Annotated in this window: 12 protein-coding genes; all 12 read left to right on the top strand. The window is 45.6% G+C overall.

Translation table 11 applies throughout. The features are described from left to right. Positions 1–145: 145 nt before the first annotated feature. Positions 146–1,465 (top strand): 23S rRNA (uracil(1939)-C(5))-methyltransferase RlmD, encoded by a 1,320-nt coding sequence (rlmD, locus tag B7360_RS02025; RefSeq protein ID WP_085342632.1) that lies wholly within the window; start codon positions 146–148, stop codon positions 1,463–1,465. A gap of 123 nt (positions 1,466–1,588) precedes the next feature. Further along, positions 1,589–3,808 carry a GTP diphosphokinase gene (gene relA, locus B7360_RS02030; protein WP_005393896.1) on the top strand — a complete coding sequence of 740 codons (2,220 nt, stop codon included), beginning with the start codon at positions 1,589–1,591 and terminating at the stop codon, positions 3,806–3,808. Between the two features lie 206 nt (positions 3,809–4,014). Then, positions 4,015–4,812, top strand: a complete 798-nt coding sequence (gene mazG, locus B7360_RS02035) for a nucleoside triphosphate pyrophosphohydrolase (protein ID WP_085342633.1) — start codon at positions 4,015–4,017, stop codon at positions 4,810–4,812. A 211-nt stretch (positions 4,813–5,023) separates the two neighbouring features. Beyond that, complete coding sequence (locus B7360_RS02040; RefSeq protein ID WP_005393892.1) at positions 5,024–6,664, top strand: CTP synthase; 1,641 nt, start codon at positions 5,024–5,026, stop codon at positions 6,662–6,664. Between the two features lie 78 nt (positions 6,665–6,742). Further along, complete coding sequence (gene eno / locus B7360_RS02045) at positions 6,743–8,044, top strand: phosphopyruvate hydratase (RefSeq protein WP_005383785.1); 1,302 nt, start codon at positions 6,743–6,745, stop codon at positions 8,042–8,044. Positions 8,045–8,509: 465 nt separating this feature from the next. Further along, entirely contained in the window at positions 8,510–8,791 is a 282-nt protein-coding gene (gene ftsB, locus B7360_RS02050; RefSeq protein ID WP_005380907.1) for a cell division protein FtsB, read from the top strand. 1 nt (position 8,792) lies between these two features. Further along, positions 8,793–9,497: a 2-C-methyl-D-erythritol 4-phosphate cytidylyltransferase gene (gene ispD / locus B7360_RS02055; RefSeq protein WP_085342634.1), complete on the top strand. Its 705-nt coding sequence runs from the start codon at positions 8,793–8,795 to the stop codon at positions 9,495–9,497. Between the two features lie 17 nt (positions 9,498–9,514). Beyond that, a complete protein-coding gene (ispF, locus tag B7360_RS02060) occupies positions 9,515–9,991 on the top strand; it encodes a 2-C-methyl-D-erythritol 2,4-cyclodiphosphate synthase (protein WP_005393886.1) in 477 nt (158 codons plus the stop codon). Between the two features lie 45 nt (positions 9,992–10,036). Beyond that, positions 10,037–11,080: a tRNA pseudouridine(13) synthase TruD gene (gene truD / locus B7360_RS02065; RefSeq protein ID WP_085342635.1), complete on the top strand. Its 1,044-nt coding sequence runs from the start codon at positions 10,037–10,039 to the stop codon at positions 11,078–11,080. Then, on the top strand, positions 11,080–11,856 hold the full coding sequence (gene surE, locus B7360_RS02070) for a 5'/3'-nucleotidase SurE (RefSeq protein WP_005393882.1): 777 nt from the start codon (positions 11,080–11,082) through the stop codon (positions 11,854–11,856). Before truD ends, surE begins: the two co-directional genes overlap by 1 nt. Then, complete coding sequence (locus B7360_RS02075) at positions 11,856–12,482, top strand: protein-L-isoaspartate(D-aspartate) O-methyltransferase (RefSeq protein ID WP_046875091.1); 627 nt, start codon at positions 11,856–11,858, stop codon at positions 12,480–12,482. The genes surE and B7360_RS02075 overlap by 1 nt, the downstream gene beginning before the upstream one ends. A gap of 13 nt (positions 12,483–12,495) precedes the next feature. Next, complete coding sequence (locus tag B7360_RS02080) at positions 12,496–13,419, top strand: peptidoglycan DD-metalloendopeptidase family protein (RefSeq protein WP_085342636.1); 924 nt, start codon at positions 12,496–12,498, stop codon at positions 13,417–13,419. Positions 13,420–13,498: the final 79 nt, after the last annotated feature.

Here is a 13,498-nt window from a genome sequence, read left to right on the forward strand (position 1 = left end):
TTCTCAAGCGCACGATAAGGCGTTGAGCAAAGAAGTGACGTCACCTAATAAACGGTAAGCATAATCAAGTCACTCGAATCACACAACGGCTGCAATCAAGAATAGTGAAGCCGAAGAGCAATTAGACATAAATCAGGCATAGAGCATGGCACGCATCTTTCAACCGAAAAAGAAAACCCAACTCAATACTCGTCATCAATCGGTGCAAGTGGAGCGTTTAGATCACCACGGCGCAGGTATTGCTTACCTAAAGAAAAAACCGCTGTTTATTGATGGCGCATTGCCAGGAGAAGAAGTCGTCACGCAGTTAGTGGAAGAAAAAAGTAAATTTGCTCGCGGTAAACTGATTAAGATTCTTAAGCCGAGTGACACTCGCGTGGAGCCATTTTGTCCGCATTACCACGAGTGTGGTGGCTGTGACTTGCAACACCTAGATTATGACCAACAATTGACGTACAAACAGCAAACGTTGCGTCAGCTAATGCGAAAATTTTCAGGCAGTGACATTGAACTAGATGCCCCGTTATTGGGAGATTCGCAGGCCTACCGTCGCCGTGCGAGAGTGAGCTTGTTTGTTGATAAAAAAACACGTCAGCTACATTTTGGTTTCCGTAAAAAGCAGAGTAAGCAAATTGCGCAAGTGACCGATTGCCCAGTGCTGGCACCGGAACTGAATGTTTTGCTGCCAGAGATTTACTCAGCCCTAAAAGCGTTCAAAAAGCCGGAACAATTGGGTCATGTAGAGCTGGTACTTGGTGATAATGGGCCGTGTATTACGCTGCGCCACTTGAGCGCTCTGACAACGAGTGAAACTCAATCTCTAACGGAGTTGGCAAAACGTCATGGTGCATCGTTGTACTTAATGCCATCGACAGAGCAATTAGACCTTATCGAAGGCGATATGCCTTTTTATCAAGAAGTTGGCGTGAAAATTCCTTTTGCGCCAAATAATTTCATTCAAGTGAACCAAGCCGTAAATCAACAAATGGTCAAGCAAGCGGTTGAGTGGTTAGACCCGCAAAAGAGTGACCGAGTGTTAGATTTGTTCTGCGGCGTAGGCAACTTCAGTTTACCGATTGCGAAGTTAGCTAAGCACGTGGTTGGTGTCGAGGGTGTTGCAGAGATGGTCGAAAAAGCCACAAATAATGCATCCTTGAACCAAATCAATAATGCGCAATTTTATCACGCTAACCTTGAGCAAGATTTTGAAGGGCAGGTCTGGGCGGCAGAACGGTTTGATAAAGTGCTGTTAGACCCAGCACGCGCGGGGGCAAGTGGGATCATCGATCAAGTTTCTGAGCTTGGCGCACAGCGTGTAGTTTATGTTTCTTGTAATCCTGCTACCCTTGCTAGGGACAGCCAAAGCTTGATGGAGCAAGGCTATAAATTAACTAAATTAGGTATGCTGGACATGTTCCCTCATACCAGTCATCTAGAATCGATGGCATTGTTTGAAAAGTCCTAACTTTAGGACTTTGGCCCCTTATTTGTGGTGGGTGGTCATAAAGCCAGCGTTTACGCGCAGGTAAAAGAACTAACCTGGACGGTGTTAGTCAAACCACACGAATATAATAATTAGGATGATGAGATGGTTGCGGTAAGAAGCGCGCATTTAAACCAAGATGAACAGTTTGAACTCGAAAACTGGGTGGCTAGCCTAGGACAAGAGAAAAACACAGCCTCACGCTTAATCGAAGTATATCGAGATTGCCAGACGGTATTAGCCGATAACGAGCAAGCGGAACTGTTGTTGTGGCGTGGACGAGAAATGATCGAAATTTTGATCACCTTGTCTATGGATCAGGCCACCTTAGTGGCTGCACAACTGTTTCCTTTGGTTTCAAGTGGTGCTTTTAACAGAGAAATTCTGGAAGAGAAATACAGCAAAGAAATCATAAAATTAATCGATGGCGTTGAAGAGATGGCTGCTATTGGCCAACTCAATGTCAACATGGAAGGCAGTGCGGCGTCATCTCAGGTAGATAACGTACGCCGCATGCTGCTTGCCATGGTGGATGACTTCCGCTGCGTAGTTATCAAGCTCGCTGAACGAATTTGTAACCTTATTGAAGTTAAAAAAGCGCCTGATGAAGTTCGACGTGCGGCGGCAAAAGAGTGTGCCAACATCTATGCGCCGCTAGCAAACCGATTAGGTATCGGTCAGCTGAAATGGGAAATTGAAGATTACGCTTTCCGCTACCAACAGCCGGAAACTTACAAACAAATTGCCAAGCAGCTTTCTGAGCGACGCATCGTTCGTGAGCAGTACATCAAAGACTTTGTTGAAGACCTCACGCACGAAATGGAAGTGTCAGGTATTAATGCCGAAGTGAGTGGGCGACCTAAGCACATCTACAGCATTTGGCGAAAAATGCAGAAGAAGAGTTTGGCATTCGATGAGCTGTTTGATGTTCGAGCAGTACGTATCATCGCAGACAAACTGCAAGACTGTTACGCGGCTTTGGGCGTAGTTCACACCAAATACAAGCACCTACCGAGCGAGTTTGATGACTACGTTGCTAACCCTAAACCAAACGGTTATCAATCGATCCACACCGTAATTCTAGGGCCAGAAGGCAAAACCATCGAGATCCAGATTCGTACCAAGCAAATGCATGAAGAATCGGAGTTGGGTGTTGCGGCACACTGGAAATACAAAGAAGGGGCAAGCAGCCGAAGCGGTTATGATGAGAAGATCACGTGGCTGCGTAAGCTACTGGATTGGCAAGAAGAAATGTCAGATTCTGGCGAAATGCTTGATGAGCTACGTAGCCAAGTCTTTGATGACCGCGTCTATGCGTTTACGCCTCGTGGCGATGTTGTCGATTTACCTATGGGGGCAACGCCGCTAGATTTTGCCTACCATATTCACTCCGAAGTGGGACACCGTTGTATTGGCGCCAAAGTCGGAGGCCGCATAGTACCGTTTACTCATAAACTACATATGGGTGATCAGGTTGAGATTATCACTCAGAAAGAGCCTAACCCATCGCGAGACTGGTTAAACCCATCATTAGGCTTCGTTCATTCTGGCCGCGCGCGTGCCAAAATTAACGCCTGGTTCCGAAAGCAAAGCCGTGAGAAGAACCTCGAAGCGGGTCGTGAAATTCTTGAACATGAGTTAGCAAAAATTGGCGCAACGTTAAAAGATGCTGAGCATTACGCTCTGAAACGGTTTAACGTCAAAACACCAGATGAGCTTTACGTTGGTGTTGGTAGCGGTGATTTGCGTATCAACCAAATCATTAACCATATTAATGCGCTCGTTAACAAGCCAACGGCAGAAGAAGAAGACCAGCAAGCACTGGAAAAACTGCAAGAAGCAGAGCACAAATCACCAGCGCAAAGCCGACCGAAAAAAGACGCCGTCGTTGTAGAAGGCGTTGATAATCTAATGACGCACCTAGCGCGTTGCTGTCAGCCGATTCCAGGTGATGATATCTGTGGTTACATCACGCAAGGTCGCGGGATTTCAGTACACCGCAGTGACTGTGAGCAGTTAGAAGAACTGCGCCATCATGCGCCAGAGCGTATCATTGATACTGTCTGGGGCAGCGGCTTCGTCGGATCATACATCCTCACCGTCCGTGTTGAAGCGATGGAGCGAGGCGGTCTACTCAAAGACATTACGACACTGTTCGCTAACGAAAAGATCAAAGTGACCAGTATGAAGAACCGAGTCGACTACAGACGTCAACTTGCCATCATGGACTTTGACCTAGAAGTCACCAATATTGAGGTGCTTTCTCGTGTTTCGAAGCGGGTAGAACAAATAAAGGATGTCATGACGGTGAAACGCCTCGGCTAATTTTTGCGTCACATTTGGCTTTTTATCTGCGTTAGCTGCACTTATTCGCTCCATCACATGGTGAACCATGCTCAGGAGTCTCATAAGTTTGCTGCCTTGCTAAAAGAGCCAACTGTTTAGTAAAAACCGACCAATGAAATAACTTAAGGTGAGTGGTTTTGGCTGCTCACCTTTTTCTTTAGTAGAAAGGTTTAAAGGAACAAAAAATGAGTCATCCAATTGAACAATTAGAACAAATCATGGCGAAGTTGCGTGACCCAGAAAACGGTTGCCCTTGGGACTTAAAACAAACCTTTGACACCATCGTTCCGCACACCATCGAAGAAACTTACGAAGTGGTGGATGCGATTCAAAACCGTGATTGGCCGAACTTGCAAGAAGAGTTGGGTGATTTGTTGTTTCAGGTGATTTTTTACAGTCAGCTAGCGAAAGAGCAAGGGCTGTTCGAATTTTCGGATGTTGTCGAAACTGTGAATGAAAAACTGACTCGCCGTCATCCGCATGTTTTTTCAGATGTTGAGTTTGAATCGGACGAGGAAATTAACGCCAACTGGGAAGCCGAAAAAGCAAAAGAAAAAGCGCAGGTAGGCAAAGCGGAAGAAAGTATCCTAGACTCAATACCAAACTCTTTGCCAGCACTTTCTCGTGCTACAAAGATACAGAAAAAATGTGCGAAATATGGATTTGACTGGGACTCTCTTGGCCCGGTCGTCGATAAGGTGCGAGAAGAAATTGATGAAGTCATGGAAGAAGCACTACAAGTTCAGCCTGATGAAGAAAAAGTGGAGTTGGAACTCGGCGATTTGCTATTTGCGACCGTCAATTTGGCACGCCATCTTGATAAAAACCCAGAAGTCGCACTAGGTAAAGCAAACTTAAAGTTTGCGAGACGTTTTAAGCAAGTTGAAGGAAAGGTCCAGCAGTCAGGCAAAGCGCTTACAGATTGTTCTTTATCAGAGCTCGACGATTTCTGGGATGAAGTAAAGCGAGAAGAGTCTAGATAGGGGAAAATAAGCGGAATATACAATATGAGGCCAGTTTGCCTCTTAACACGAAAACGGACTTTGGTTTGTCTTTGCTCACTTTGATTTGAAGCAAAAAATAAAAAATTACGGTGTGATAGATTTCACGTTGTGGCGGTAAGGAGCTTCTGGTATATTTATCTCCCGTCCAGAAGCACTCCATTTCCCTCATTCAACCAATTTCAGGTTAAACATGACGACAAATTACATTTTTGTTACTGGCGGGGTTGTATCCTCTCTAGGTAAAGGTATTGCAGCAGCATCTCTTGCGGCTATTCTAGAAGCTCGTGGTCTTAAAGTGACTATGATGAAGCTTGACCCTTACATCAACGTTGACCCGGGCACAATGAGCCCTACTCAGCACGGTGAAGTGTTCGTTACAGAAGATGGCGCAGAGACTGACCTTGACCTTGGTCACTACGAGCGTTTCATCCGTACCAAGATGACCAAGCGTAACAACTTTACTGCAGGTCGTGTTTATGCCGACGTACTTCGTAAAGAACGTCGTGGTGACTACCTAGGCGCAACTATTCAAGTTATCCCTCACATCACTAACGCGATCAAAGACCGTGTAATTGCTGGCTCTGAAGGCCATGATGTGGCTATCGTTGAAGTTGGCGGTACCGTTGGTGATATCGAATCACTACCATTTATGGAAGCGATTCGTCAGCTAGCCGTTGAACTAGGCCGTGAGCGCGCAATGTTCATGCACCTAACACTTGTTCCTTACCTAGCGGCAGCGGGCGAAGTGAAAACTAAGCCGACTCAACACTCTGTAAAAGAACTTCTATCTATCGGTATTCAGCCTGATATCCTGGTTTGCCGTAGCGACCGCGTTATTCCAGCGAATGAACGTAAGAAAATCGCACTATTCTGTAATGTTCCAGAAAAAGCAGTAATTTCAATGAAGGACGTAGATTCTATCTACAAGATTCCTCAATTGATCAAGTCTCAAGGCCTAGATGATCTTGTGTGTGCTCGCTTTGGCATCACAGCTCCTGAAGCTGACCTTTCTGAGTGGGAACAGGTTATTTACGAAGAAGCAAATCCTACTGGTGAAGTAACCATCGGTATGGTTGGTAAATACACTGAATTGCCAGATGCATACAAGTCTGTGAACGAAGCGCTTAAACACGCTGGCTTGAAAAACCGTCTAAGTGTCACAATTAAGTATGTAGACTCACAAGATATCGAAACAAAAGGTGTTGAGCTGCTAGAAGGCTTAGACGCGATCCTAGTTCCAGGTGGCTTCGGCGATCGTGGTATTGAAGGCAAGATCCGTGCGGCTCAATATGCACGTGAAAACAATGTGCCTTACCTAGGTATTTGTTTGGGTATGCAAGTTGCACTAATTGAATACGCGCGTAACGTTGCGGGTATGGAAGGTGCACATTCAACAGAATTTAACAAAGAGACTAAGTACCCTGTGGTAGGTTTGATCACAGAGTGGGTAGACGAGTCAGGTAACGTAGAAGAGCGTACTGAAAAGTCTGACCTAGGTGGTACGATGCGTCTTGGTTCACAGCTATGTCACCTAGAGAAAGGTACGAAAGCTCGTGAACTTTACGGTAGCGCGACGATCCATGAACGTCACCGTCACCGTTACGAAGTGAATAATGTGCTTCGTCCGCAAATCGAAAAAGCAGGTCTGAAAGTTTCTGGCCTATCAGCGGACAAGAAGTTAGTGGAAATGATTGAGAACCCAGCTCACCCATGGTTTGTAGCGGCTCAGTTCCACCCAGAATTCACATCGACTCCTCGCGATGGCCACCCATTGTTTGCAGGTTTCGTTAAGGCTGCGGGCCAAAACGCACGCGGCGAATTCGAGAAGTAAAAGGATACGGGCGGCGGCGAAGGTTGTGCTGCTGCCCTTTAAAATTGACATTTATATTTGAAACGAGAGGAAACATTAATGTCTAAGATCGTTAAAGTTCTAGGTCGTGAAATCATCGACTCACGTGGTAACCCAACTGTAGAAGCTGAAGTACACCTAGAAGGCGGTTTCGTAGGTATGGCGGCAGCTCCATCTGGCGCATCTACTGGTTCTCGCGAAGCTCTTGAGCTACGTGACGGTGACAAAGCACGTTTCCTAGGTAAAGGTGTTCTTAAAGCAGTTGAAGCTGTAAACGGCCCAATCGCTGAAGCTCTAGTTGGCAAAGACGCTAAAGACCAAGCTGCAATCGACGCAGTAATGATCGAACTAGACGGCACTGAAAACAAATCTAAATTCGGTGCTAACGCTATCCTAGCTGTTTCTCTAGCAAACGCTAAAGCTGCTGCTGCAGCTAAAGGCATGCCTCTATACGAGCACATCGCTGAACTAAACGGTACAGCTGGTCAGTTCTCTATGCCTCTACCAATGATGAACATCATCAACGGTGGTGAGCACGCAGACAACAACGTTGACATCCAAGAGTTCATGATCCAACCAGTTGGCGCTAAAACTCTTAAAGAAGGTCTACGTATCGGTGCTGAAGTATTCCACAACCTAGCTAAAGTTCTTAAGTCTAAAGGCTACAGCACTGCAGTTGGTGACGAAGGTGGTTTCGCTCCTAACCTTAAATCTAACGCTGAAGCTCTAGAAGTTATCGCAGAAGCTGTTGCAGCTGCTGGTTACGAACTAGGTAAAGACGTTACTCTAGCTATGGACTGTGCAGCATCTGAGTTCTTCGACAAAGAAGCTGGCATCTACAACATGAAAGGCGAAGGTAAAACTTTCACTTCTGAAGAGTTCAACCACTACCTAGCTGAGCTAGCTAACCAATTCCCAATCGTTTCTATCGAAGACGGTCTAGACGAGTCTGACTGGGATGGCTTCAAGCACCAAACTGAACTACTAGGTGACAAACTTCAACTAGTAGGTGACGACCTATTCGTTACTAACACTAAGATCCTTGCTGAAGGTATCGAGAAAGGTGTAGCTAACTCTATCCTTATCAAGTTCAACCAAATCGGTTCTCTAACTGAGACTCTAGCTGCAATCAAGATGGCTAAAGACGCAGGTTACACAGCAGTAATCTCTCACCGTTCTGGCGAAACTGAAGATGCAACTATCGCTGACCTAGCGGTAGGTACTGCTGCAGGTCAAATCAAAACTGGTTCTATGAGCCGTTCTGACCGTGTTGCTAAGTACAACCAACTAATCCGTATCGAGGAAGCTCTAGGTGAGCGCGCTCCTTTCAACGGTCTTAAAGAAGTTAAAGGTCAAGCTTAATTCTTAATTGAATAAGTTTAGCTAAATAGCTTTCTAGAAACGCTCCACTTCGGTGGGGCGTTTTTTATTTAAGAGCGATGAGCCGTTCTGGCCGTGTTGCTTGCCATACCTAAAGAAAGCAACCCATTTATCTGCATCGAGGAAGCTCTAGATGAGCACGCTCCTCCATGTTTCAAAGAAGCGGTCTTAAAGAAGTTCAAGCTTAGTTCTTCATTGGATTAACCGCTTAGATTGAAGCTTTGAAATACCCTGATTTTGCGGGGTGTTTTTGTATCTATAGGCTTGTATTTCTTGGTCTTACTTTGGTGAGTGCTAAGAATAGCTTCATATGTCTTTGTTTCATTTTGCTGCTTATTTCTTGTAAGGAGCGTGTGAGTCTCCCTTTCTCCCCTAGAGGCAACCTCGCATTTATGCTATATATGTCACCTTATCTAATTCCTTCCGGTACAGAATGTTAGCAGCGATATGCGAATCTTTGTTATAGCCCTTACGCTACTGTTTGGCTTGCTTCAATACACTCTATGGTTTGGTAAAAACGGAGTGTCTGACTACTACACAGTAAAAGATGAAATTGAAGTTCAGCAACAAGTGAACAGCAAGCTACAAGCTCGCAATAATGAAATGTTTGCTGAGATTGATGACTTAAGGCAAGGTCTTGATGCGATTGAAGAACGTGCGCGTCATGAGCTTGGTTTAGTTAAAGATGGCGAGACTTTCTACCGCATTATAGGTGAGGAAAATCATTAAAATGTTGGATGTGAACTCATCGCATGTCGCAATTGTTCCCGCTGCTGGTGTCGGTAGTCGAATGAAGGCTGACCGCCCGAAGCAATATTTATTGATCGACGGAAAAGCGGTGCTGGAACACACTGTAGAAAAGTTGCTGTCGCACCCACGAATTTCGAAAGTGGTTGTCGCCATTACCGAAGGTGACCCCTATTTCCCTGAGTTAACTATCGCGAATCATCCCGATGTAATTCAAGTCGCGGGTGGCAAAGAGCGCGCTGATTCCGTACTTTCAGGGCTAAACTATGTCAATGAACATCTGGAAAGCGGGTGGGTATTGGTCCACGACGCTGCAAGACCATGTGTATTAACATCCGACATTGACCGTTTGATTGATGTTTGCTGCGCCCACCCAACGGGTGGCATCCTTGCATCTCCTGTGAGAGATACAATGAAGCGAGCAAATGCAGCACAAGATATCGATCATACGGTAGAGAGAGAAGCATTGTGGCATGCATTAACTCCACAAATGTTTAAAACTCAACAACTGACTCGAGCACTGGCTGACGCATTAGAACAAGGCGTAGCCATCACGGATGAAGCATCGGCTTTAGAGTGGTTGGGCGAAACGCCTGCTTTAGTCCAGGGTAATGCGAATAACATAAAAATTACTCAGCCAGAAGATCTCGCGTTAGCCGAGTTTTATCTGAGCCGTGAGCGCGGCTAAAAAAGAAAGGATAAAAAATGATTCGAATTGGTCACGGTTTTGACGTGCATAAATTTGGTGGTGAAGGCCCGGTCATTATCGGTGGTGTTGCTATCCCTTACGAGCAGGGCTTAGTAGCCCACTCAGATGGTGATGTTGCTCTTCATGCTTTGACTGATGCGCTACTCGGGGCGATTGCTGCGGGTGATATTGGTCGTCACTTCCCGGATACCGACGATAAATGGAAAGGGGCAAATAGCCGCGAATTGTTGAAGGACGTTTATCGTCGTGTCAAAGAGCAAGGCTACCGCCTTGGTAATGCCGATGTCACCATCATGGCACAAGCACCTAAGATGGCACCTCATATTGACGCGATGTGTGCGGCGATTGCGGAAGACCTAGAAACCGATATTAGTAACATTAACGTAAAAGCGACGACGACAGAACGTCTCGGTTTTACTGGACGCAAAGAAGGCATTGCAACGGAAGCCGTTGTACTTCTGTTTAAGCAATAACTAGCAATTTGCTCCTCTAAGCTGTGATATCAGCGGAAAAACATCATGTCAGATATTTTATCTTCATTGGCTTATCTAACGGGTAAGCCTGTTGCATCGGCAAAAATCAAAGCGCAACCAGAACATTTTCAGGTTCGTGAGGATTTAGGTTTTGCCTTTACGGGCGAAGGCGAGCACCTAATGGTGCGTATTCGAAAAACTGGAGAAAATACCAGTTTTGTTGCGAATGAGTTGGCGAAAGCTTGTGGCGTAAAGTCGAAAGACGTTAGCTGGGCAGGCCTTAAAGACCGCCATGCCGTGACGGAACAGTGGCTGAGTGTCCATTTACCGAAAGGGGAAACGCCGGACTTCTCGGCATTCCTAGCTCAATATCCGAGTATTGAAATCTTAGCGACTGATCGACACAACAAAAAACTGCGTCCTGGAGACTTAATAGGGAACGAGTTTGTTGTCACTTTGTCTGAAGTGACTGACGTTGAAGATGTAGAGCAACGCCTTGAAAAAGTGAAACAAGTTGGTGTGCCAAACTACTTTGGTAGTCAGCGTTTTGGCAATGATGGCAACAACCTTGAAGAAGCACGTCGATGGGGACGCGAAAACGTTCGTACCCGTAATCAAAATAAGCGCAGCATGTATTTATCAGCGGCGCGTTCGTGGATCTTTAACCGTATCGTTTCTGCTCGTCTAGAAAGTGGTGTGTTTGATAAATTCATCGATGGTGATATTGCACAGACAAGTTCTGGCACTCAGTTGGTTGATGCAAGCAATATCGCAGATCTACAAGCACAATTTGCTGCTGGTGAAGTGGCAATTACCGCGGCCCTAGCAGGTGATAATGCGCTTCCAACTCAAGCGGATGCGCTTACTTTAGAACAACCGTTCTTAGATGAAGAGCCTGATCTCATGGCGCTGATTCGTGGTAATCGCATGCGCCACGACCGTCGCGATATTGCGCTGAAGCCACAAGATTTAGCTTGGACGGTTGAAGGTAACAACATTACGCTGACTTTCTCACTGGATGCGGGATCTTTTGCAACCTCTATCGTTCGTGAGTTAGTTAATGAGGTTGAAGTAGAAAGAGAATACTAATGGAACAGGATTCACTAAACGCGAAGCCCCTAAGAGTCTTAATCAGCAACGACGATGGCGTACATGCGCAAGGGATTCATGCACTTGCTGATGAGTTGCGAGATATCGCTGAAGTGACCATTGTCGCACCCGACCGAAATCGTTCAGGTGCTTCTAACTCACTGACACTAGAGCAACCATTACGCGTAACTGAAATTGCCCCAAATATCTATTCAGTGCAAGGAACGCCTACAGATTGTGTACATTTTGCGCTGAATGAGCTGATGAAAGATGATTTGCCCGATCTTGTTTTATCAGGCATCAACCACGGTGCAAATTTGGGTGATGATGTTCTTTACTCAGGAACGGTAGCTGCAGCAATGGAAGGGCATTTCCTTGGTGTTCAGTCGGTTGCTTTTTCGCTGGTGGGTAAGCGTCATTTCGAATCTGCCGCAAAAATTGCACGTCAAATTGTGCAACAGCATTTAGCGTCTCCGATTCCAACGAATCGGTTATTGAACGTAAACGTGCCTGACTTACCAGCGGAAAACCTGGGCGAAATCGAAGTCACGCGTTTAGGTGCGCGTCATCACGCAGAGAATATGATTAAGCAGAAAGATCCGCGAGGTCATGATATTTATTGGCTAGGGCCTCCAGGAAAAGAGCAAGATGCGGGGGAGGGCACCGACTTTTATGCGATTGAACATGGTCGAGTTTCAATGACGCCTCTGCAAGTTGATCTCACTGCTCATGAGTCGCTGCGTGCAATGGATAGTTGGTTAAAGGAAGAGAAGTAATGAGTAACCCACATGCTGACAGGTTGATAGCGTTTCTTATCTCCAGTGGCATCAAAGACCAAAGAGTTCTGGATGCTATCCAACGCTTACCACGAGAAAGCTTTGTCTCTCAAGCGATGATGCACCAAGCCTACGATAACAATGCGTTACCGATTGGTCAGGGACAAACTATTTCTCAACCTTATATTGTTGCTCGTATGACCGAGTTACTCGAACTAGAGCCAACGAGTCACGTACTGGAAATCGGAACGGGTTCCGGTTATCAAACCGCAGTACTGGCGCAAATTGTTGACCATGTATACTCCGTTGAGCGAATTAAATCGTTGCAATGGGAAGCAAAACGCCGTCTGAAACAATTGGATATCTACAATGTTTCAACCAAGCATGCTGATGGATGGCAAGGCTGGGAAGCTCGTGGTCCTTTCGATGCCATCATTGTTACCGCAGCCGCAGAAGTGATCCCCCAAGCACTTCTCGCACAATTAAAAGATGGCGGTAAGATGGTGATTCCTGTTGGAGATAAGGAGCAACAGTTACTAAAAATTGAACGTAAGGGAGATGAATATCTCTCTACTGTTGTGGAAATGGTTCGATTTGTACCTCTGGTTGCGGGTGATTTAGCTTAAGGGTTAGGGATAGGTGAGTAAGTTATTACGTCATATTGGTATTAGCTTTGTGTTTGCTGCAGGACTAGTTGGTTGTGCAGCGCATTCTCCTGCACCTGTCTCTAGCTTAAAGAAAGACTATTCAAGCCTTGAAAGAGGAAGTTACAGAGGGAGTTATTATGAGGTAAAAAAAGGCGATACACTTTACTTCATAGCTTATGTCACAGATAAAGATGTAAATGATCTTGTCCGTTACAATGAGTTAACTCAGCCTTACACCATCTACCCTGGACAGAAGCTAAAACTTTGGGCTCCGAAATATGTCGCCCCTAAATATGGCCAAAAAGTTGAACCCGTTGTGGTTCCTGTTGTTACGACGCCACCAGCCCCAGTGACGAAAATATCAACAGCCTCTAAACCGAAAACTTCAAGTAAAAACTCTAGTCAAAAACCTACAGAGACTAAGCCTAAAGTCGTACAAAAACAGCCTCCAAAGAAGGTTGAACAATCGAAAACAAAGGAGTATGTTGGTTCAAAAGATAACCAAAAAGTGAAGCAAAAAGCGCCAGTTACCACGGCGAAGAGTGATAAAGTTTCTAAGTGGTTGTGGCCGACAAAAGGGAGAGTAATCAAGAACTTTTCGGCGGGAGAACAGGGAAATAAAGGTATCGACATCGCAGGACAGCGTGGTCAACCTATCGTTTCAACCGCAGCCGGCACCGTTGTTTATTCAGGCAATGCGCTACGAGGTTATGGCAACTTAATTATAGTAAAGCATAACGACAATTATTTAAGCGCCTATGCACATAATGACAAACTGCTGGTATCAGAAGGACAAAGTGTAAAAAGCGGACAGAAAATCGCCACCATGGGTAGTTCCGGTGCTAAATCAGTCAAGCTACACTTTGAAATTCGCTATCAAGGTAAATCGGTGAATCCAAAACGCTATTTGCCTTAAAACTTTGAAAAACAACTTGCGACATCATTTAGCGACATATTGAGTTGTCATGTCTTGCTAACTCGCCAGGGGGAGGCGT

It is taken from the genome of Vibrio sp. ArtGut-C1 (assembly GCF_002105475.1).
GTDB classification, from domain to species: domain Bacteria; phylum Pseudomonadota; class Gammaproteobacteria; order Enterobacterales; family Vibrionaceae; genus Vibrio; species Vibrio diabolicus.